The 19,965-nt window shown below is 59.4% G+C and carries 20 protein-coding genes and 1 pseudogene; 8 read left to right on the forward strand and 13 right to left on the reverse strand.

From position 1 onward, the window contains the following. The first annotated feature begins 39 nt into the window (after positions 1-39). Positions 40-663, forward strand: coding sequence for a hypothetical protein (locus H4W29_RS17850; protein WP_192730088.1), 624 nt, complete (start codon positions 40-42; stop codon positions 661-663). Positions 664-775: 112 nt separating this feature from the next. On the opposite strand, the gene H4W29_RS17855 is transcribed toward H4W29_RS17850, so the two are convergent. From H4W29_RS17855 to H4W29_RS17865, 3 genes are read right to left on the reverse strand one after another with little or no spacing between them, the layout of a single operon-like run. Next, the gene (locus H4W29_RS17855) at positions 776-1,528 is read right to left on the reverse strand and encodes an ABC transporter ATP-binding protein (protein WP_192730089.1); all 753 of its coding nucleotides are present in this window, start codon (positions 1,526-1,528) and stop codon (positions 776-778) included. After that, complete coding sequence (locus H4W29_RS17860) at positions 1,522-2,592, reverse strand: FecCD family ABC transporter permease (RefSeq protein ID WP_192730090.1); 1,071 nt, start codon at positions 2,590-2,592, stop codon at positions 1,522-1,524. Before H4W29_RS17860 ends, H4W29_RS17855 begins: the two co-directional genes overlap by 7 nt. 5 nt (positions 2,593-2,597) lie before the next feature. Next, positions 2,598-3,734 (reverse strand): ABC transporter substrate-binding protein, encoded by a 1,137-nt coding sequence (locus tag H4W29_RS17865; RefSeq protein WP_192730091.1) that lies wholly within the window; start codon positions 3,732-3,734, stop codon positions 2,598-2,600. 115 nt (positions 3,735-3,849) lie between these two features. Here H4W29_RS17865 and H4W29_RS17870 point away from each other — a divergent pair, with 115 nt between their 5' ends. Beyond that, positions 3,850-4,638: a class I SAM-dependent methyltransferase gene (locus H4W29_RS17870; RefSeq protein ID WP_192730092.1), complete on the forward strand. Its 789-nt coding sequence runs from the start codon at positions 3,850-3,852 to the stop codon at positions 4,636-4,638. 46 nt (positions 4,639-4,684) lie between these two features. Here the strand turns inward: H4W29_RS17870 and H4W29_RS17875 are convergent, their stop codons facing one another. Beyond that, positions 4,685-5,065, reverse strand: coding sequence for a response regulator (locus tag H4W29_RS17875; RefSeq protein WP_192730093.1), 381 nt, complete (start codon positions 5,063-5,065; stop codon positions 4,685-4,687). Between the two features lie 142 nt (positions 5,066-5,207). Between H4W29_RS17875 and H4W29_RS17880 the strand changes: the two genes are divergently transcribed. From H4W29_RS17880 to H4W29_RS34785, 4 genes and pseudogenes are all read left to right on the forward strand, one after another. Further along, complete coding sequence (locus H4W29_RS17880; RefSeq protein WP_192730094.1) at positions 5,208-8,297, forward strand: CheR family methyltransferase; 3,090 nt, start codon at positions 5,208-5,210, stop codon at positions 8,295-8,297. 20 nt (positions 8,298-8,317) lie between these two features. Continuing rightward, the gene (locus H4W29_RS17885) at positions 8,318-8,707 is read left to right on the forward strand and encodes a response regulator (protein WP_192730095.1); all 390 of its coding nucleotides are present in this window, start codon (positions 8,318-8,320) and stop codon (positions 8,705-8,707) included. Between the two features lie 289 nt (positions 8,708-8,996). After that, the gene (locus tag H4W29_RS17890; RefSeq protein ID WP_192730096.1) at positions 8,997-9,908 is read left to right on the forward strand and encodes a hypothetical protein; all 912 of its coding nucleotides are present in this window, start codon (positions 8,997-8,999) and stop codon (positions 9,906-9,908) included. Between the two features lie 10 nt (positions 9,909-9,918). Then, positions 9,919-10,002, forward strand: a pseudogene (locus tag H4W29_RS34785) (SAM-dependent methyltransferase); the annotation flags it as partial. Here H4W29_RS34785 and gstA read toward each other — a convergent pair. Continuing rightward, positions 9,999-10,634, reverse strand: a complete 636-nt coding sequence (gene gstA / locus H4W29_RS17895; protein WP_192730097.1) for a glutathione transferase GstA — start codon at positions 10,632-10,634, stop codon at positions 9,999-10,001. The pseudogene H4W29_RS34785 and the gene gstA sit on opposite strands and share 4 nt — an antisense overlap. 126 nt (positions 10,635-10,760) lie before the next feature. Here gstA and H4W29_RS17900 point away from each other — a divergent pair, with 126 nt between their 5' ends. After that, positions 10,761-11,093: a winged helix-turn-helix transcriptional regulator gene (locus H4W29_RS17900; protein WP_192730098.1), complete on the forward strand. Its 333-nt coding sequence runs from the start codon at positions 10,761-10,763 to the stop codon at positions 11,091-11,093. Between the two features lie 42 nt (positions 11,094-11,135). Here the strand turns inward: H4W29_RS17900 and H4W29_RS17905 are convergent, their stop codons facing one another. The 4 genes from H4W29_RS17905 to H4W29_RS17920 all read right to left on the reverse strand — a co-directional run bounded on the left by H4W29_RS17905 (position 11,136) and on the right by H4W29_RS17920 (position 14,614). Next, the gene (locus tag H4W29_RS17905; RefSeq protein WP_192730099.1) at positions 11,136-13,004 is read right to left on the reverse strand and encodes an ABC transporter ATP-binding protein; all 1,869 of its coding nucleotides are present in this window, start codon (positions 13,002-13,004) and stop codon (positions 11,136-11,138) included. 134 nt (positions 13,005-13,138) lie between these two features. Continuing rightward, positions 13,139-13,558: a GFA family protein gene (locus H4W29_RS17910; RefSeq protein WP_192730100.1), complete on the reverse strand. Its 420-nt coding sequence runs from the start codon at positions 13,556-13,558 to the stop codon at positions 13,139-13,141. A gap of 276 nt (positions 13,559-13,834) precedes the next feature. Then, a complete protein-coding gene (locus H4W29_RS17915; RefSeq protein ID WP_192730101.1) occupies positions 13,835-14,308 on the reverse strand; it encodes a VOC family protein in 474 nt (157 codons plus the stop codon). A 96-nt stretch (positions 14,309-14,404) separates the two neighbouring features. After that, the gene (locus H4W29_RS17920) at positions 14,405-14,614 is read right to left on the reverse strand and encodes a DUF1127 domain-containing protein (RefSeq protein WP_192730102.1); all 210 of its coding nucleotides are present in this window, start codon (positions 14,612-14,614) and stop codon (positions 14,405-14,407) included. A 99-nt stretch (positions 14,615-14,713) separates the two neighbouring features. Here H4W29_RS17920 and H4W29_RS17925 point away from each other — a divergent pair, with 99 nt between their 5' ends. Beyond that, on the forward strand, positions 14,714-15,700 hold the full coding sequence (locus H4W29_RS17925; protein ID WP_246517216.1) for a LysR family transcriptional regulator: 987 nt from the start codon (positions 14,714-14,716) through the stop codon (positions 15,698-15,700). Between the two features lie 124 nt (positions 15,701-15,824). Here H4W29_RS17925 and H4W29_RS17930 read toward each other — a convergent pair whose 3' ends face one another. From H4W29_RS17930 to H4W29_RS17945, 4 genes are all read right to left on the reverse strand, one after another. Then, on the reverse strand, positions 15,825-16,616 hold the full coding sequence (locus H4W29_RS17930) for an HIRAN domain-containing protein (RefSeq protein ID WP_192730103.1): 792 nt from the start codon (positions 16,614-16,616) through the stop codon (positions 15,825-15,827). After that, on the reverse strand, positions 16,613-17,479 hold the full coding sequence (locus H4W29_RS17935) for a HipA domain-containing protein (protein ID WP_192730104.1): 867 nt from the start codon (positions 17,477-17,479) through the stop codon (positions 16,613-16,615). Before H4W29_RS17935 ends, H4W29_RS17930 begins: the two co-directional genes overlap by 4 nt. A 174-nt stretch (positions 17,480-17,653) precedes the next feature. After that, positions 17,654-18,637: an SDR family oxidoreductase gene (locus tag H4W29_RS17940; protein WP_192730105.1), complete on the reverse strand. Its 984-nt coding sequence runs from the start codon at positions 18,635-18,637 to the stop codon at positions 17,654-17,656. Positions 18,638-18,801: 164 nt separating this feature from the next. Then, positions 18,802-19,962, reverse strand: coding sequence for a M20 aminoacylase family protein (locus H4W29_RS17945; RefSeq protein WP_192730106.1), 1,161 nt, complete (start codon positions 19,960-19,962; stop codon positions 18,802-18,804). Between the last annotated feature and the right edge of the window lie 3 nt (positions 19,963-19,965).

The following is a 19,965-nucleotide window of genomic DNA, read 5'->3' on the forward strand; positions in this document are numbered from 1 at the left end:
TCCGTTTGCGGAGTGGACAGACGTGGAGGAGGAATCCCGATGAGCAATCTCCATAATGATGGTGCCCCCGAATTTTCAGGCGGCGGGGGCAGCAGTACGCTGACCGCTTTCTTCGACAGCCGCGACGATGCCGACAACGCGATCGACCGGCTGAAGAACCTGGGTATCACCGGTGTCAGAATGATGCCGGGATACGAAGCCGACGGTAACAAGGCCGGCGTTGCCGGCGACGACCGCGGCGGTTTCTGGTCGAAGCTGGAGGACTGGCTTTTCCCAGATGAAGACCGGGCGGTCTATGCCGAGGGCCTGCGCCGGGGCGGCTTTCTGATCTCCGTCGAGGTTGATGACGCGACGTATGGTATCGCCCATGACATTCTCGACGACGAAGGCTGTGTCGACATGGACGAGCGCGCCGATCTCTGGCGGGCGGAGGGCTGGAATATCAGCAAGTCGAACGAAGCTTTGGCAGCATCGCGATATAAAACTCGTGCTTACCATCTCCACGAGGAGCCGCTGCTCGATCCGGAACTGCGTGACGATATCTTGCCGACCGGGCACCACCGCACGGTGGACGAAGCCAACGAAGATGCCGAGCGCGAGCTTCGTCAGGCTCAGGATATCGACGCGATGAAGCAGGGCCAGACATTCCCGCGCGGCCGCTAATGGTCTGACGTCAGCAACGGTCTGAAACAGGGGCGTCGGTTTTCCGGCGCTCCTGGTTTTTCGTCGGGTATCGGATTATCCGAAAACCGCTTCGCGCTTTGCGCGACATGCTCTAATGCGCCGTGCCGTCGACGATGACATGGTCATGATCCATAGAGCATTTCTCGATGCGGGCGTGGATCTTGTAGACCTCGCGCAGCATGTCGACGGTGACGACATCGCGCGGCTTGCCGCAGGCGCGCATGCGGCCGTTCTGGATAATCAGAACCTTGTCGGCGAAGCGGAGTGCCTGGTTGAGATCATGGATGGCGATCAGCACGATCATGCCGCGCTTGCGGGCCTGTCGCTGCATGAAATCGAGCACTTCCACCTGGCGGTGAAGGTCGAGCGCGCTGGTCGGCTCGTCCATCAGCATGATCTCGGGTTCCCGCACCAGGGCCTGGGCGATGGAAACCAGCTGGCGCTGGCCGCCGGAGAGAGCGCCGAGATCGCGGAAGGCGATCGCCTCGATATTCAGCGCCTTCATGATGTCGTCGATCAGCCGCAGATCCTGATCGCCGACACCCCAGGACTGGCCCTGTTTGCGGGCAAGCAGGATCGATTCATAGACCGTCAGCACCGCATTGGCCGAGGTATCCTGCGGCATGTAGCTGATGGCATTTTTGGCCTTTGCGCCCTCGACCAGCACGTTTCCCGGTCCTTTCAGGAGGCCGGTAATGCGCTTGAAGAGCGTCGACTTGCCGGCGGCATTCGGGCCAATGACGGCGACGAGCTCGCCGGCAGTCAGCTTCGGCGTGCTGACGTTTTCGACGAAGAGCTTGCGGCCGTGATAGGCGCCGACCGATTGCAGCTGAAGCGCTACCATGAGCGGCTCCTGTTCGAGAGGATGAGCGAGAAGAAGAATGGCACGCCGACGAGCGCCGTGATGATGCCGATCGGAAAGACGACGCCCGGGATGATCGACTTCGAGACGACAGAGGTCACTGAGAGCAGCAAGGCGCCTGAAAGAACCGAGCCCGGCAGGAAGAAACGCTGGTCCTCGCCGAGGATCATGCGGGCGATATGCGGGCCGACGAGGCCGACGAAGCCGATCGTGCCGACGAAGCTGACGGGCACGGCGGCGAGCAGCGAGATGATCAGCATCGTTTCCAGCCGGATGCGGCGCACATTGACGCCGAAGCTTGCCGCCTTGTCTTCGCCGAGGCGGATCGCAGTCAGCGCCCAGGCGTGGCGGGCAAAGAGCGGCAGGGAAATCAGCAATACGGCAAGCGTGATCCAGATCTTCGGCCAGGTGGCCTTGGTCAGGCTGCCCATGGTCCAGAAGACCACGGCCGAGAGCGCCTGTTCGGAGGCGAGATATTGCAGGAAGGCGAGAGCCGCGTTGAAGGTGAAGACGAGGGCGATGCCGAGCAGCACGACCGTCTGCACCGAGACGCCGCGCGCCTGCGAGATGAAATGGATGAAGAGGGTGGCGATGAGCGCCATGATGAAGGCATTGACCGGCACGAGCAGGCCGGCGGCAACGGGCAGGATCGGCACGCTGGTGACGATCGCGAGTGCCGCGCCGAAGCTTGCGGCGGCGGAAATGCCGAGCGTGAAAGGACTTGCCAGCGGATTGGCAAGGATCGTCTGCATCTGCGCGCCCGCGACCGATAGCGAGGCACCGACGACGATCGCCATGACGGCGACCGGCATGCGGATATCCCAGACGACGGCGCGGACCTGCGCCGAGACGGCATCGGGATAGAAGAGGGCGGTCACGACCTCGCCGAGGCCGTAGCGGGCAGGACCCCAGGCGAGATCGACGGCGAAGGACAGGCAGAGCGCTGCCGTCATGGCAACGAGGATCAAAAACTTGCGGCGGGCGAGGGCGCGGTAACGCGCCCTGCCTTCCTCGGCTTCGATCGGCATGGCGGCGATCTCTGCCATTGGCCTTACTTTCCGGCCTTGGCGTCGACCCAGTAACCCGGCTGATAGGCGACGGGCAGGAACTTCTCGTGGAATTCCTTGAAAGTCGCATCCGGATCGAGATCGGCAAAGAGGTCCGGATGGAACCACTTGGCCATCTGCTGTACGGCGACGAACTGGTAGGGGCTCGTGTAGAACTGGTGCCAGATCGCGTGGACATTGCCATCGGCAACGGCCTTGGAGCCGGTGAAGGCCGGGTTTTGCACGAGTGCATCCAGCGCCTTGCGGCTGTCGTCGATGGTGGCCGCAGCGGCGGGGCCGACATTGACATAATCCTTGGCGTCCTTGGTCTGGCTCCAGTTCGAGCCGGTCACGACGACGACGTCAGGGTTGGAGGCGACGACCTGCTCGGCATTGATCGAGCCTGTATAGCCGGGCAGGAAATCCGAGCCGAGATTGTGGCCACCGGCCCAATCGACCATCAGACCGAAATTGTCGGGACCAAAGGTGCCGCAGCATTCGACGAGTCCGGCGGCGCGGTACATGAACACCTTGGGCTTCTTCGGATTGGCTTCCTTGAGCTTATCGGTGACGCGCGCCATCTGCTGCTTCCAATAGGCGGCGACGGCTTCAGCGCGGTCTTCATGGCCGAAGATCTTGCCGAGGATTTTCAGGCTCGGCTCGGTATTGTCGAGGATGTGCTCGCGGAAATCGATATAGACAATCTTCACGCCGATCTTGTTCAGCATGTCCTCGAGCTTCACCTCGTCGGCGGCCTTCTTGTTACCGATCGGCAGCAGCATGACATCGGGGTGGAGAGCCACGACGGTCTCGGTCTGCAGCGTGCCGTCCGTCAGGTTGCCGAGGAAGGGCAGGTCCTTGCCTTTGGGGAATTTCTCGACATAGGCGTTGAAGCCGTCCTTGTCGGTGGTCCAGAGATCGTTGCGCCAGCCGACGATCTTGGCGAAGGGATCGTCCTTCTCGATCGGGGCGACGGCATAGAGCATGCGGCCTTCGCCGAGGATCACGCGCTCGACCGGCTTGTCGAAAGTGACTTCGCGGCCGGCGACATCTTTGATGGTGAAGGGATCGGCCAAAGCCTGGAGTGGCATCAGACCCGCAACCGCAACTGCGGATAGTCGAAGCAATTTCATAAAATTCATCTGGAAACTCTCCCCGTCCTTGGTAATGTCCCGAGGCATAGAAAAACTGACTTTTGGAATCAAGTTTTATGTTTTAGAGCATTTCCAAAGTAAGTTCGGCGTCAGGGTGCAGATGATGAATACGATGAACACAGACTACTCCATTCGCGATGAAATCCGGGACTTCTGGTCGGAACGCGCAGCGACGTTCGACGATAGTGTCGGCCACGAAATCTTTTCCGAAGCTGAGCGCGCCGGCTGGCAGCGGCTGATCCGCAAACACCTCGGCGAGGGGCAGGGACGGGCGGCGCTCGACCTTGCCTGCGGCACGGCGGTCATCTCCCATCTCATGCATGGGGCGGGCTTCAGTGTGACGGGGCTCGACTGGTCGGATGCGATGCTGGCGCAGGCTAGGGCCAAGGCGAAGAAGCGCGGCACCGATATCCGCTTCGTCTCGGGTGACGCGGAAAACACGATGGAGGCGAAGGACAGCTACGACGTGATCACCAACCGGCACCTCGTCTGGACGCTAGTCGATCCGCCCTCGGCCTTCCGCGAATGGTTTTCCGTGCTGAAGCCCGGCGGCAAGGTGCTGATCGTCGACGGCAACATGGGCAAGGAAACCTGGGTCAAGGGCCTGCAGAAAGTCTGGACGAAGCTCACCGGCAAGGCGCCTGCGAGCCACATGAAGCCCGAGATGATGGCTCGCCACCAGGCTATCCGCTCGCGCGTCTATTTCTCCGACAAGATGCCGGCCGAGGCGATCGTCGAACTGCTGCGGCAGGCGGGGTTTGAGGACATCGTCGTAGACCGCAAGCTTTCGGATATCCATTGGGCGCAGGCGCGCAAGATGCCCTTCCTGCGCGGGCTGGAGCGCATGGTGCAGGATCGTTTTGCGATCTGCGCGACGAAGCCGCCGGCTTAGGGTTTTACGAGGCCTTTGCTTTGCGCGCGGCGCCCGCGATTTCCAGTTATTGAAGGGCCGGGCGTCCCTTGCCGATGAGGTTTGCGAGCAATCCAACTATTTCGCTGGAATCGGCGGGCTTTGACACCAGTGGTACCTCGGAGAGGGACAACGGGATGACGACCTGGTCGTAACCGCTCGTAAAGATGAACGGGACCTGCCTTTGCCGAAGAAGATCGGCGATGGGAAAGCTTAATTCTCCCCTGATATTGATATCGATCACTGCGCCGTCGAGCTTGGCGGCATCTTCGATCGCGGCCCTTGCATGCGCGATGCTTGAAAAGGGGCCGACGATGATTGCCCCGTGCTGTTCGAGAACCTCCACGAGATCGAGCGCTATCAGATATTCGTCCTCGACAACAAGCACGTGTCCCAGCTTCTCTTCCACGTGAGCACTCCATCTCATCACGTCTCCAACGCGGCGAATAAGGGAGAAGTTCCGCGAGTAAATGGAGATTGCCAAAGAGAGGTCTGCACCCTAATTCTACCGAGTGCAAGGGCCGCCATCTTCGGTCTTGAGGAGCGGTTAAATGGTAGAGGCAAATCCGAAATTTCCGATCGTCGGTATCGGCGCTTCGGCCGGCGGGATACCCGCCATGGAAGGTTTCTTCCAGGGCTTGCCTGCGCGCTGCGGCATGGCGTTTGTGATCGTGACCCATTTGAGCCCGGGACGGGAAAGCCGCCTGCACGAGGTCATCGCCCGCTATACGGACATGGAAGTGGTGCTTGCCGCCGACAGGGTGAAGGTGGTTCCCGAAACAGTCTACGTCATGCCGGAAAATGTGGTGCTGAGCCTTCATGACGGTGTGCTTCTGGTCAAGCCGCTCGACGTCAATTCGAGGGAGCGCAAGCCCATCGATGTCTTCTTCGGCGAGCTTGCGAAAGATCAGGGCGAATTTGCAGTTGGTGTCATCCTGTCCGGGGGCGACGGCGACGGGACGCTCGGTGTCAAGGCAATCAAGGAGCGCGGCGGTCTGACGGTTGCGCAGATTGCCGACGGCTCGGGCCCGCGTAATCCGGATATGCCGCAAAGCGCGATTTCCAGCGGTCTCATCGATCTTGCCCTGCCGGCCGAGCAGATGGGCGAAAAGCTGGTCGCCTTCACGCGCAGCTTCGACCTTATTTCCCTCGGCGAAGCTGACGGGCACAAGGTGAGCGATCTCGAACAGTCCCGCGAGCGTATCTATGCGATCCTTCGCAACCACACCGGCCATGATTTTTCCGGGTACAAGACCAAGACATTCCTGCGGCGAGTGCGTCGGCGCATGCAGGTCAGGCAATTGAAGACCATCAAGGCCTATGTCGCTTCGCTGGAGCAGGATCCCGATGAGGTTTCGAGGCTTTTCAGCGACCTATTGATCAACGTGACCAATTTCTTCCGCGATGTCGACGCATTCGCGCTGCTTGAAACCATTGTCATCCCGCAATTGTTTGCCGGCAGAACCGCAACCGATACGGTGCGTATCTGGGTGCCAGGTTGCGCAACGGGTGAGGAAGTCTATTCGATCGCCATTCTCATGCGCGAGTACATGGAGAAACTGTCGCAGGTACCGAGGGTGCAGATATTTGCGACCGACATCGATGAACCTGCGCTGCAGATCGCCAGGACGGCGCGTTATCCGGAGGCGCTGCTGGAGGGCGTTTCAAGCGCGCGCAAGAAGAAGTATTTCAGCAGCGACGGCGCCAGTTTCGTCGCAAGCAGCGCCATCCGTGAGCTGTGCATCTTCTCGCCGCACAGCGTCATCCGCGATCCGCCCTTTTCCCGCATGGACCTCGTGTCCTGCCGCAATCTTCTTATCTATCTCGGGCCTGATGTGCAGAACCGGGTCATCCCGACATTCCACTATGCGCTGAAACCGGGAGGCTATCTCTTTCTCGGCACTTCGGAAGGGATCGGCCAGCACGGAGATCTTTTTACCACGACCGACAAGAAGAACCGCATCTTCCAGGCGCGGGAGCACGCCAATGGGCACCGTCTTCCAATCCTGGCCGGGGACGAACGGTACACGCCTTTCCCGGCCTCTGCAAAAATCGAGCCGCGCGGACTCGGCGGCCTACAGTTACGGCAGGCGGTCGAAGCGCAGGTGCTGGAATCATTCGCGCCCGCTCACGTCGTGGTGAATGCGGACGGCGATGTCGTCTATTCATCGGGGCGGACGAGCAAATTTCTGGAAGTGCCGCAAGGGGCGCCAAGCCGCCAGTTGAGCAACATGGCAAGGCGGGATTTGCGGCTCGATCTCAGGGCCGCCCTGCGCGAATGCGCATCATCGAGACAGCGCGTCACCAAAGACAATATCGTTGTCGACGACGATGACGGCCGCGTCCAGCTGGTGTCGCTGGCCGTCGAGCCGCTCGGCAATCGCGGGTCAAGCGAAGCGCTCTACGTCGTTCTCTTTCAAACCCTCGGACCGTCGCAGGCACGCTCGGAAGCCGAACACGCCCAGCGAAACCAGGAGGGGACTGCCGATCTCGAGCGGGAGCTGCGCGATACACGCGAGCGCCTGCAGTCGACGATCGAGGAATATGAGACGGCACTCGAGGAGCTGAAGTCATCCAACGAAGAGCTGGTATCTGTCAACGAAGAGGCGCAATCCTCCAACGAAGAGCTTGAGGCTTCCAAGGAGGAGATGCAGTCCCTCAACGAAGAGCTCAACACGATCAATGCCGAACTCAACAGCAAGGTCGAGGAACTTGACCGGGCCAATAACGACCTGAAAAACCTCTTCGACGCCACGCAGATCGCGACGATCTTCCTAGACCGCAACCTGGTCATCCGCAATTTCACGCCGACTGCGTCGAATTTTTTCAAGCTGCGCGCCTCCGATGTCGGCCGGCCGCTGACCGAACTCTCCAGCAATATCGACTATCCGGAGCTGAACGACCATATCGCCGAGGTTTTTGCTTCGGGGCAAAGCCGTGATCATCACCTTCCGCGCGACGACCAGGGGCGTCATTTCCTAGGGCGCCTGCTTCCTTATCGCGGCGACAACAACAAGATCGATGGTGTGATCGTGACGTTGATCGACGTCACCACGCTGGCCGAAGCCGAAGAGCACCAGAAGGTGCTGATCTCGGAGCTCAATCATCGCGTCAAGAATATGCTCGCGGTGACGATCAGCATCGCGACCCAGACGCTGGAATCCGCGGCCTCCCCGGAGGAGTTTCACGCGGCCTTCGTCGGCCGGTTGAAGGCCATGTCGCGAACTTATGGCCTGCTTTCGCGCGAACACTGGAAGGAGGCGTCCGTGCAGGAGCTGATAAGCCTGGAACTGACGCCATTCGGCGCTGAGCGCATCACGCTCGACGGCCCGCAATACAAACTCAACCCGCAGCGCGGGCTTGCGCTCGGAATGGTCATCCACGAGCTTGCGACCAACGCCGCCAAATACGGAGCCTTGAGCAATGGCGAGGGCCACATCGATATACGATGGCAGCTCGAAGATCGCTCTTTCGTCCTCGACTGGCGCGAACGCGGCGGTCCGGCAGTCAAGGAACCGCGGGCAGATGGATTTGGAATGTCATTGATGCACGGGGAAATCGGCTACCGGCTCGGAGGGGAGGTTGAAACTAATTTCGATCCCGACGGTTTAACTGTCAGTCTCTCGTTCCCGCTCAACTAGCAGCAAAGCAGAGTGAGCCATTGAAATCCAGCTTTCCCCACAGTGCCCTGTTTGCCGGAAAGCGAGTACTCGTCGTCGAGGATGAATTTCTGCTTGCAGACGAAACCCGCAAAAAGCTCAACAAGCTCGGCGCGGTCGTGGTTGGTCCGACACCGCGCGTCGACCATGCGCTCTCTCTGATCGAAGATCACCAGATCGATGCCGCCATTCTCGATGTTTTTCTGTCCGATACGCTGGTATTTCCCGTGGCAGAACGCCTTGAAGAACTCGGCATACCCTTCGTGTTCGCCACGGCCTATGATCCGTCCATCATTCCGGGGCGGTTTGGCGGCTATATTCTCTGCGATAAACCGGTCGAGCTGGAAAATATCGCTCAAGGTCTTTTTGGAGCGCCGTTATCGGATGCGTGATCGTCCCGGATCGGGGCGGCATTTTGATCGGTCACGCGACAAGATCGGTCCCGACGGGATGGATGGCAATATTTTGCAATTCTATTTTAAGGGACATAGTGCAGCAGGAGATGGCCGACTGCTGGCGGAGGAAGCTGGCGATGTCGATATGACCCGCGTCCAAGGAAGCGCTTGGAGCGCGCAAGGGCATAACCAACCCGCCGCGAGGGCAGGCTGCAGGTCGCTCAGGCCGTAGCTTGCCCAATTCAAACCTGCCTGGAGAGATCCGTTGACTTCCATATCAGCCGCAATGCGCGCCGCCACCGATGCGGCGGAGGCTTTGACCGTCGAGGCCATTGTGGAAAATCGCCTTTACGGGCTCGCCTTGAAGGATGCTGCGCTGAAGCTCATTGCCATGCACGATGCCGCGCCCCGTATCGTGCGCTATACCGCAGACATGAAACGGTGGTTGCTGACGCAGTCAATTCTGGCTTTTCATTTTCAGCGTGTCACGTCACCATCTCATCCGGGCCTTACGGCCGCTAACCTGAAGGCCCTCATCGCAGACAGTGGCATTGCCTCCAAGAACACGGCATTCGCACATCTGGCGGAGATGCGTAATTACGGTCTCCTAGTCGATGTTCATGAACGCGCGGACAAGCGGGTTCGTCCGCTCAGAATTTCCGAAACTGCCGAAACCTTGATCCGCGAATGGTTCGACGAACATTTGAAATCACTCGACACGCTCGATGGAGGTACCCGATCCCTACGGTCATCGGCCGATCGGCGTTTGCTCTGGTATGCGCAGCCAAGGATGTCGGAGAGCCTCTTTCACGACCCGAACTGGGCCAGCCCTTCGCAAAGCGTGGACACATTCGTTCGAACCGCTTCCGGCAGCAACATCCTGCACGACCTGATGTCTCGATTGCCGCCGGAAAAGGAGCTGGAAACGCGCATGTCTATCGGGCCTTTGCGCATCGGAGAATTCTCCAGGCGCTACGCCATCTCCCGAACCCACGCGCGGCGCCTTTTCGAGCGTGCCCAGGTGCTTGAGATTTGTGGATGGGACGCTTCCGGCGACCGCGGTGATTTCTGGCTCGCAGCAGAACTGATCCGTGACTATCGACACTGGCAGGCGGTCAAGTTTGCGGCCATCGACGAAGCGTTTGAATGGGCCTGCTCTCATGTTCCCGAGCCGACGAATGAGCAACGAGAGGGTTAAGATCCTGGGTGCGTGCAAGATGCCCCTCCTGCGCGGGTTGGAGCGGATGGTGCAGGATCGTTTTGCGATCTGCGCGACGAAGCCGCCCGCTTAAGCCTTCACGAGCCCTTCGGCCCGAAGCGCCTTTTGAACGGAGGGGCGAGATTGCACCCGCTCGTACCAGGCTTGCAGATTCGACAAGCCGTCGAAGTGGATATCTGCCCTGTAGTAGGAGGTCAGCCATGGCGCCTGTCCCCAGCCGGTAAGGGCGAAGAGATAGGCATCGGCAACTGTGAAGTTCTCACCTGATATATAGGGGCGGGTGGCGAGTTCCGCGTCGATATGGGCGTAGCGCTTTTCGAGCTTCGGTTTCGCCGTCTCGACATAGGGGCCGGCAAGCCGCGCATAGAGCAGGGGAATGAAACCCTTGTGGATTTCCGAGGACAGGAAGTTCAGCCATTGCTGCAGCCGGTAACGCTCCATCGTGCCATTGGCCGGCGCCAGCTTCAGTTCCGGTTTCAGATCCGCGAGGTATTGGACGATCGCCGGGCCTTCGGTGAGAACAGTACCGTCATCGAGCTCGAGGGCGGGAACATATCCCAGTGGATTGACCGCTTCGAAATCCTCGCCATCGCCGAATGTGTGCTTCCTGTTGTCGACTGGTACGAGCTCGACATCGATGCCGAGTTCGTTGAGTACGATATGCGGCGAGAGCGAGCAGGCGGCCGCAAGATAATATAATTTCATGGTTTTCCCTTTTCGATGTCTACCAGGATTCTGGTTCGCGGCCAATCTAGAAAGGGCGGGATATTTTTTGAAGAAGGCACTATATTGTGGTGTAGGTACATATTTTATACCGGGAGGATAGCCCACTTGAAAGAAAGCGTGACCAACTGCACCGTCGAGGAGGCGATGCGGCTGCTCGGCGGTCGATGGCGACTGTTGATCGTCTATTTCCTGCTCGACGGCCCCAGGCGCTTTAACGAGCTGCGCCGCTGCGTTCCCGGTATTTCGCAGCGCATGCTGACCCTGGATCTGCGTGCTCTGGAAGAGGCAGGGCTGATCAAACGCACGGTGTTTCCGACAGTGCCGGTGACGGTGGAATATCAGTTGACCGAGGATGGTAAGCGGCTCGTTCCCGTCGTCAAGGTGATGCAGGAATTCGGGAAATGGCTGCTGGAGCGGGAGGAAGGCGAGGCTCCGTAGAGGTCGCAGGTTGTGGCGTAGGCGCTGGCTCTGGTTTGGGCGCTATTCCGATCCTATCTCCTCGATCTCTTCGGGAATAAACCCACCCGTCTGGCGCCTCCACAGCCGGGCAAACAGCCCGTCACTTTCGATCAGTTCCTCCGGGCGGCCCTCCTCGATGATGCGGCCGTGGTCGAGCACGACGATGCGGTCCATGCTTGAGATGGTCGACAGGCGGTGGGCGATGGCGATGACGGTTTTGCCTTCCATCACGAGGTTCAGCCGCTCCTGGATGGCGGCTTCGGATTCGCTGTCGAGAGCCGAGGTTGCCTCGTCGAGCACCAGGATCGGGGCGTTCTTCAAGAGCACGCGGGCAATAGCGACGCGCTGGCGCTGGCCACCCGAGAGCTTAATGCCACGGTCGCCGACATAGGCCTCGTAGCCCTTGCGGCCTTCGCTGTCAGCGAGATCGGCGATGAAGGCATCGGCGCTCGCCATCCTTGCCACGCTCTCTATCTCCTCCTGCGTTGCCTCCGGCCGTCCGTAGCGGATGTTGTCGCCGACCGAACGGTGCAGCAGTGCGACATCCTGCGCGATGACGCCGATGGCGCGGCGAAGGCTCGACTGGGTGACCGAGCGGATATCCTTGTTGTCGATGAGGATCGCGCCGTCCTTGATGTCGTAGAAGCGCAGGAGCAGGTTGGCGAGCGTCGTTTTGCCGGCACCCGAGAGGCCGACGAGGCCAACTTTTTCGCCGGGACGGACGGTCAATGACAGGTTGTCGATGACGGGCTTGCGGGATTTGTAGGCGAAACGAACGTCCTCGAAACGGATTTCGCCGTTCGGAACGACAAGGTCCTGCGCATCCGGCCGGTCGGTGATGGTGGGCGGTGTCGTCATGACCGGCATGGCGTCCTTGATGGTGCCGATCGCCTGGAAAATCTGCTGGCCCATCTGCAGGAATGTAAATGTGTGACCGGACAGCCGGTTGAGAACATAAACGGCGGCAGTGAATTCGCCGATCGTGACGAAACCATCAACGAGCCCGGTAAAGCCGATCGACAGGATGGCCAGCCAGTGCGTCACGTTGAGGACGACGACGATAACCTCTGCGGTCCGATAGATACGCTGTTCGCTTTGCTGGGCCTTGATCGCCTTGCCGATGATGCCGCGGATAGTGCCCGCCTCGCTATCTTCGGCGGCGAATTGTTTCACCGTCTGCATATTGGCGTAGAGATCGGTAATGGCGCCGGAAATCAGGCTGCGCCGCTTGGCGGAGCGGCGTGCTCGTTCGGTGAATACAGGCGCCAGCTTGACGGCGAGCAGCACGTTGAGCGTGATCCATACGATGGCCGGCAGGGCAAGCTGCCAGGAAAGTGCGCTCAAGAGGATGACGGAGCCGACCATCTGCATGATGAAGCGCGGGATGGACTGGAAGGCCGACATAACCTGCTGCTGGACGGCGGACGCCACCTGCTGCAGGCGCGAGGCGACCTGGCCGGCATAGAGATCGTGGAAGAAGGCGAGATCCTGCCGCTCCACCGCTCTGTGACCCTGCCACTGGATGGCGGCCGGCATGCCGATACCGAGCGTGTGCGAGTTCAGCGTATTGACGAGGAAGGAGCCAATCGGGATGGCGGGGAAAAGCATCAGGCCGAGGAAGATCAGCAGCGACCGGTCATTGTGCAGGAAGGCGGCGGCCCCCTGCTGCGTGACGCCATCGACGATGACCGACAGGCCCCAGACGATCGTCAGATTCATGGCCTCGATCGCCATGGTGCAAAGGGCGAGCGTGATCAGGATGCCGCGAAACATCGAGATGAAATGCAGGAGCACCGTCACCGGCCCCTTCGACGGCAGCGGCCGGTAGGGGATATCGAGCGGCCGGATCAGGCTTTCAAAAGGGCGATAGATCGCATCTGAAATCGACATGATCGACTTAGACCTCTTTGGTGCAGCATCTGGTGAGAAGCGGGCGTATCAGGCGACGCGGGCCGCATGGAATCACCTTCCGGCTGCAATCTCAATTAGAAATTTTGAAAATCTTTCGAGATCAAGGGCGAGTATCAGCTCGACTGCCTGATAGTGCTGCCCTGCTGAAAATGCTCGCCGACACCCTCGATCTGCACCCAATGGTGTTTCGACTGCTCGAAGATCGATTTGGCGGGAGCCGGAAATTGGCTCATGCCGGTCATCGTTCCGAGCGCCACGCCGATCATGGAGGGCAGGTTGTCGGCCTTCCAGTAGACCGACGAGCCGCAGTTTTCGCAGAAATAGGAATGCACCTTTCCACCGCTCGCCGCAGCGCGCGTGTACTGCCTGGCCGTTCCGAAGACGCTGACGGCTTCGGCCGGATAGAAGGCGCCGGCGCCAAAGGGGGCGCCTGTCCGTCTCTGGCATTCGATGCAGTGACAGGCGATCACCGCACTTGGTTTATCCGGCAGCGCCAATTTGAGCGCGCCGCAGCTGCATCGGGCTTCGGCCATCGGAATACTCCTGTTTCGCGAGAGTGGGGGAAGATTTCGGGATTTGCGGGAAGATGCCGGGGGGAACCGAATTCGCTCGCCTCGAAATGACGGCACGTGCCATCAGCGGCGGCATTTTTCCGGAAGTGCCATGAGCGAGAGACCAAGCCGAATAAGCCGATAACAGGCCATGTTATCGGCTTGGAAAGCCGATGCCTGTGGAACAGGCCTCGGCTATTGTTCGAGGGATCGGACCTGTCGGCCGTTCCGTGATCCTACTCTTGCAAGATCGCCACCTCAACCACGGCGAGCTGCTTCTATTGCGGCGACGTCGATCTTGCGCATGGTCATCATCGCGTCGAAAGCGCGCTTTGCCTCGGCCCCGCCGGCCTGCATCGCTTCCATCAGGACGCGCGGGGTGATCTGCCAGGAGACGCCCCATTTGTCCTTGCACCAGCCGCATTCGCTTTCCTGGCCGCCATTGTTGACGATCGCATTCCAGTAGCGGTCAGTCTCTTCCTGATTTTCCGTCGAGATCTGGAACGAGAAGGCCTCGCTGTGCTTGATCGAGGGGCCGCCATTGAGCCCGATGCAGGGAATGCCGGCAACCGTGAATTCCACGACCAGTACGTCTCCCTGCTGGCCCGACGGATAGTCACCGGGGGCGCGGTGGATGGCGCCGACCTTGCTGTCCGGAAAGACCCCGGCGTAAAAGCGGGCGGCTTCTTCGGCGTGTTTGTCGTACCAGACGCAGATCGTGTTCTTGTGCATGGGGCGCTCCTCTTTTGTTTTCTCCCTGATGGCAGAGACATAAGAGGCAGGCCGGTTTTCTCCAGCCCCGGTGCGTCATTTAAAACCCGGCGGCCGCTAGCCCCAGAACCATGACTTGTTGACCTCGGTCCTCGCCTCCGAAGGGCTGACGCCGATATCGCGGAGCTGATCGTCGGACAGTCCGGAAAGGACCAGCCGCTCCCGGCGCTTGCTGAAATAGAGGTTGAGGCGCATCACGCAGCGCCTGACAAAGCCGCCGCTCGGGGCGCGATCCCTTGTCGTCAGTAATTCCACATCCGTTGTCATCGGGCATCTCCAGCATTCGTCTCGGACGCCTCAAAATGCACTGGCACATGCATGCAAGGAAGTTTATGGTTTTTATACAATCCATAAGGAATTCTTTTGATGCTGAATCTCGACCAGCTTGCCGCCTTCGTCAGCGTCGTCGATCTCGGCAGTTTCACCGCTGCGGCCGAAAGGGCAGGGCTGACGCAGCCGGCCGTCAGCCTGCAGGTCAAGCTTCTGGAGCAGAGGATGGGAGTTCGGCTGATCGAACGCGTCGGCCGCCGGGCGCAGCCGTCTGCGGCGGGTGTCGAACTGCTGGCCCATGCGCGCCGGATCCTTGGCGAATGCGCGGTGGCCGAGGAGGCGATGGCGCCCTATAAGGAGGGCGCGGTGGGCCGCGTGCGGATCGGCAGCGGCGGCACGGCTTCGATCCACCTGCTGCCGCGGGCAATCGCTGCTGCCAAGAAGCGCATGCCGGGCCTGGAAATCCTGGTTCGAGTCGGCAATACCGATGAGATGGTGCGCGATCTCGAAACCAATGCGCTGGATATCGCCGTCGTGACGTTGCCGGCATCCGGCCGCTCTATCGAGATCGAGCCCTTTTACGAGGATGAGCTTGTCGCCGTGGCGCCCAACGGAAGCACGATGCCGGAGGGTGGCCCGGCGCCTGATTTCTTCAAGGACAAGGTCATGATGCTCTATGAGGGCGGCAATACGCGCCGCGCCATCGACGAATGGTTCGAGACCGCCGGCATCAGGAGCCAGCCCACCATGGAGTTCGGCAGCGTCGAGGCGATCAAGGAGCTGGTCGCTGCGGGGCTCGGATGGTCCGTACTCCCCGGGCTTGCCCTGAAGCGCGACCGGGGCCGGTTCGTGACGTCACCCGTTCAGCCGCCGCTCGTGCGCCAGCTCGGCATGGTCATCCGGCGCGACAAACATCTGACGCGGGGGCTGCGTGAGGTGATGAAGTGCCTTCGCGCATTTGAAAATTTAACAAGACCTCCGGTTGAAAACGATCATTGCCGGGCCAGTTCCGTTGGTAGAATGCCACAGCCACATAATCTTTCTTCTCCACTCCTCCAGCCGATGGGCAACAAGTCACGATAGTAAAGCATCCGCTCGGTGCCGTAGATTGCAGCAAGGATTAGCCGAGGAAGGCGCACGGACCGGAGAAACAACGGTCGGTGGCGGTTATTAAACATCGTCGTGATCGCCTATTCAGCGCGCTACATCATCCCGTCGCGCGCTGAAACGATTTCGATGAATCTAGAGCACTGAGCACTTCCTCTACCTTGAGGGCGCTAATTAGTTCGTGCTCAGGGCTGCTACATGGGACAAATTGCTCTGGCCAAGAACATGCAGCCTCGCAGAGAAGTCGAAATTGTGCAGGAGCATCGTGATTAACCTGCTTGACAGCAATCGTCATTTCTAAGGATGGATTATCTGAAAGTACTTTTACGTCTGGTGAGATGTAACGCGGGCAATAACCGACGATTACCACGGGATCCGCCGTTCTGAGACAAACAGCATTTGGGTCAAACGGATTCAGCACATCGTGCATCGGATATAGTGAATCCCCATGCTTCAGAGAAACAACACGCTCGGCAGCCATCGACGGGAGGTGGCTGATGCCGTGGCTGAAAAATACAGAACGAAATTTGCCGTCCGTGCCTTTCTCGGGCACCGGAAAAACTTGAAAGCCGTCTGTAGCTCGAATGCCACCAATCCGTGCCATAAGGCCCAATGGATCGGTATCTTTTTTGAGCCCCGCCCACTCCAAATACCGACTGTATTCCGGGCGTCTCTCATTCATCACGCGGTTTGCGAAGATTGGAAAGAGATCGGCGGATACGTATAAGGATGAAAGGTCGCGCATGCCTTCGAAGGGAACGAACGCGTCCGAAATTCTGGCGCCTTCCGTATAACCGAAAATGTAATTGTTATCGATGTTTACTAGTTTTGCGACAGGGAGCCACCGTCGCGTGTCGGGATCTTGCCAGGTCAAAAAGAAAGCTCGCATCATCTTAATCCCAAGAGCTTTTGTTTGTTGATCTCTAACATTGCAATCGCGAACGCGGACGCCTCATTGCTGATTAGCGCAGTCGGAACTCGTTTAAAAATACCAGAAACATCTGCTTCGCTTACAGCTGAAAGCTTGTCCAACCAAAAGTCCATATTCGATTTCCCTATTGAACACGCGATCTTAAACGCGTTGATCGTATAAAGAGGTTGACTGTTGGTTTGTTCCTCATAGAGACCTGATCTTGTTCTGGCTGCGTATGCCTCGACACTATACCGTTTATCTCGGGTTTTTAAGCGCTCGGCGCGCACTTCGTCGCGAAGTTCTCTTCCCAGACTTGACGCGTGGTCGAACGTGGGAGCCAAACTGACTGTGCGCCTTTCGGGGTTGCGAACAAGCCCCCAATTCTCATTGTGGCGATCGCCGTTTCCAATCCACGCATCCAGCATTAGATAACCACTGAAAGTACGAACGCTCAGTTCGGGATCGTCCGTAGACTTGAGTGCTTCGAGGACTCGACTGACGGTGTGACCGCGATACTTATAACGTGTTCCCTCATTCGTCGGCGGAGCAGGATCCATTAGTTGGTTACCCAAGATAAGATCACTACCATCCTCGTTCATTTTTGGCGTTAGTACGCCCAACTTGCCTTTGAAACGAGCAAAATCGTAGTGAGCATGGGGCAAGGCGAGAAGTTGACACAGCTCACAGGCAATTTTTTCCGCCCAGTTCTCTCCTGTCTCCTCTCGGCCAAATTTCAGCAATTGAAGCTTGCCATCACGTTTGAACCAGAACTTCTCCTTGGTACCGAGATACTCAATGACCTCAATCTCGCTTTCCACATCAACAATAGGAAAAAAGCTCATACCAGACGAACATCCACACGATGGGTGACTGACCTTCCGTATTTGAGTTTTCCCTTGTGAGCAATCAATATGCTGAGTGGCAGCCACCGGCCTCTAGTGATCGACAGTCCTTTTTGTCTGATATCATCTAGATTTTAGTATCAATACGCTATCAAGGTTGATTGTTGATATAGCCTATCCGAGAGCGCTCTGTTCGGCGCAGATCCGATCGATCAGCGCATCGAATTCGCCCTTCGGCGGACGGGCCTTCGCGAAACGCTGCTTGAGGTGCATGATCGGCTCGGCGAGGATTTCATCCAGGCTTTGGGCGCAGGTGAAGTCGCCGGCAACACTCTTAACCTTGGAATTATCGAAAATCGCCGTCCAGGCCTTGTCGCCGGTCAGCGGGCCGATCCATTCCGCATTATACCTGATGAGCGTGTCTGTCGGCACATGGACGATCTTGGCCTCGACGCCGAGCAGGCGGGCGATTGCCTTCTGGATGTCATCCCAGATGTGGGCGTGGTCGTTGGTGATGTGGAAGATGTCCTGCAGGGCCTTCTGCTTGCCGAAGAGGCCGACGAAGGGCACGGCGAAGTCGACCGAGCGGGTCAGCGTCCAGGGCGTATGGCCGTCGCCCGCCACGATGGTCGGCTCGCCGTCCAGCATGCGCCGCGCCATGACATCGCTGTCGCCCATCATGATGGGCAGGCCGGTGCGGACAGTGTGGCTGGGGCGGACGATGGTCCAGGCGAGGTTGCCGGCCTTCTTCAGCAGTTCCTCGCAGGCGATCTTGGCCTGGCTATAGGGCCAGTAGGGGTTGATCGCCGGTGTTTTCTCCTCGGTGATGATATAGTGGCGGGCCGGCTTCTCGTAGACCGAGGCCGACGAGATGAAGATGTATTGGCCGCAGTGGCCGGAGAAGATCTCGATGTCGCGAGCAATCTGATCCGGCGTGAAGGCGATGAACTGGGCGACGACGTCATAATTGGCCCTGGCGAGATCGGCATAAACAGATGATCCAAGCTCACCGACGATGGAGGTGACGCCCGCGGGCAGGGGATCGCCTCTCAGGCCGCGGTTGAACACGCTGACCTGGTGGCCTTGAGCCACGGCGCGCTCGACGCAGGGATAGGAAATCTGGCCGGTGCCGCCGATGAAAAGGATGTTCAGAGCCATGTGGGATCTCCGTGTCGGATGAGGCAGGATTATCGATAATCTTCATAGCGCGAAAGAGAGGAGCCGTCGCGTGCAAAATGGCGATTGCATGGTGACGCAGCAGTGCAGGCGGGTCCGCTTCCCTGCGCCGCCGGCCGTTTATGAACGTCCCGCTATGGTCGGCCTCAGCCTCCAGTCATTGGAAGGCGCCTGCGCACGATGCTCGCATGGAACTTCGTCCCATGGATCAGCCCATCATCATTGAAATCAAACGTCGGGTTGTGCAGCGGCGCTGAATCCTCTCCATTGCCGAGGAAAACGAAGCAGCCGGGGACGAGACCGAGGAAGCGGGCAAAATCTTCCGAGGCCGTCATCGGTTCCTTTCGAACCTCGATGCTGGCGGGCGCGAAGATGTCGCGGGCAATTGCGAAGGCCTCTTCGGTGAGGGCAGGGTCGTTCAACAGGGGAATGAATTCCCTTGTGTAGGTGACTTCGGCGGCGAGGTTGTAGGTCTTTGCGGTGCCTTCGGCGATCACCCGCATCTGCTTTTCGATTTCGGCGCTGACGCCGGGGTGGAAACTTCTGGCATCGCCAAGAATGCGGGCGAGGCCGGGAAGCGCATTGCGGGTGCCGTCGGTCAGGAGTTCGGTGACGGAGACGACGCCGATATCGGTCGGGTCGAGGCGGCGGGCGACGATCGTCTGCAGGTTCATGACCAGCGCACAGGCGGCGACCAGCACTTCGTTGGTCGCGTGCGGGCGGGCAGCGTGGCCGCCGGTGCCCTTGAGCACGATCTCGAAATTATCCTCCGCTGACATGAAGGCGCCGGGGCGGGTCTGGAAGTGGCCGACGGGAAGGCCCGGCATGTTGTGGAGGCCGTAGATCTCGTCGAAGGGGAAGCGCTCGAAAATACCGTCTTCGATCATGGCAAGTGCGCCCTTGCCCCATTCTTCGGCGGGCTGGAAGATGAAGCGCACCGTGCCGTCAAAACCGCCGTCTTCGGCGAGCATTCTGGCTGCACCCAGCAGCATGGCGGTGTGGCCGTCATGGCCGCAGGCATGCATGACGCCTGGGTTGCGCGAGGCATAAGGCCGATCGGCCTGCTCGGGAATGCGCAGGGCGTCCATGTCGGCTCTCAGCGCAATCGAGCGGTTGCCGCTGCCGCGCTTCAGGGTGCCGACGACACCTGTGCCGCCCACACCTTCCGCAACATCGTCGAAGCCGAATTCACGGAGTTTTTCAGCGACGAAGGCCGAGGTCCGCTTTTCCTCGAAGCCGAATTCCGGGTGGGCGTGGAGATCGCGTCTCCAGGCACGCATGTCGGAGGCCAGTCGGTCGAGATCCATTTT

This window comes from Rhizobium viscosum, assembly GCF_014873945.1.
In the GTDB taxonomy this organism is placed as follows: Bacteria; Pseudomonadota; Alphaproteobacteria; order Rhizobiales; family Rhizobiaceae; genus Rhizobium; species Rhizobium viscosum.

What these genes read in the sequence shown, in the direction of transcription:
- H4W29_RS17850 (WP_192730088.1), top strand. Translation starts at nt 40, where the DNA reads ATGAGCAATCTCCATAATGATGGTGCCCCCGAATTTTCAGGCGGCGGG.
- H4W29_RS17855 (WP_192730089.1), bottom strand. Translation starts at nt 1,528, where the DNA reads ATGGTAGCGCTTCAGCTGCAATCGGTCGGCGCCTATCACGGCCGCAAG.
- H4W29_RS17860 (WP_192730090.1), bottom strand. Translation starts at nt 2,592, where the DNA reads ATGGCAGAGATCGCCGCCATGCCGATCGAAGCCGAGGAAGGCAGGGCG.
- H4W29_RS17865 (WP_192730091.1), bottom strand. Translation starts at nt 3,734, where the DNA reads ATGAATTTTATGAAATTGCTTCGACTATCCGCAGTTGCGGTTGCGGGT.
- H4W29_RS17870 (WP_192730092.1), top strand. Translation starts at nt 3,850, where the DNA reads ATGAATACGATGAACACAGACTACTCCATTCGCGATGAAATCCGGGAC.
- H4W29_RS17880 (WP_192730094.1), top strand. Translation starts at nt 5,208, where the DNA reads ATGGTAGAGGCAAATCCGAAATTTCCGATCGTCGGTATCGGCGCTTCG.
- H4W29_RS17890 (WP_192730096.1), top strand. Translation starts at nt 8,997, where the DNA reads ATGCGCGCCGCCACCGATGCGGCGGAGGCTTTGACCGTCGAGGCCATT.
- gstA (WP_192730097.1), bottom strand. Translation starts at nt 10,634, where the DNA reads ATGAAATTATATTATCTTGCGGCCGCCTGCTCGCTCTCGCCGCATATC.
- H4W29_RS17905 (WP_192730099.1), bottom strand. Translation starts at nt 13,004, where the DNA reads ATGTCGATTTCAGATGCGATCTATCGCCCTTTTGAAAGCCTGATCCGG.
- H4W29_RS17910 (WP_192730100.1), bottom strand. Translation starts at nt 13,558, where the DNA reads ATGGCCGAAGCCCGATGCAGCTGCGGCGCGCTCAAATTGGCGCTGCCG.
- H4W29_RS17915 (WP_192730101.1), bottom strand. Translation starts at nt 14,308, where the DNA reads ATGCACAAGAACACGATCTGCGTCTGGTACGACAAACACGCCGAAGAA.
- H4W29_RS17920 (WP_192730102.1), bottom strand. Translation starts at nt 14,614, where the DNA reads ATGACAACGGATGTGGAATTACTGACGACAAGGGATCGCGCCCCGAGC.
- H4W29_RS17925 (WP_246517216.1), top strand. Translation starts at nt 14,714, where the DNA reads ATGCTGAATCTCGACCAGCTTGCCGCCTTCGTCAGCGTCGTCGATCTC.
- H4W29_RS17930 (WP_192730103.1), bottom strand. Translation starts at nt 16,616, where the DNA reads ATGATGCGAGCTTTCTTTTTGACCTGGCAAGATCCCGACACGCGACGG.
- H4W29_RS17935 (WP_192730104.1), bottom strand. Translation starts at nt 17,479, where the DNA reads ATGAGCTTTTTTCCTATTGTTGATGTGGAAAGCGAGATTGAGGTCATT.
- H4W29_RS17940 (WP_192730105.1), bottom strand. Translation starts at nt 18,637, where the DNA reads ATGGCTCTGAACATCCTTTTCATCGGCGGCACCGGCCAGATTTCCTAT.
- H4W29_RS17945 (WP_192730106.1), bottom strand. Translation starts at nt 19,962, where the DNA reads ATGGATCTCGACCGACTGGCCTCCGACATGCGTGCCTGGAGACGCGAT.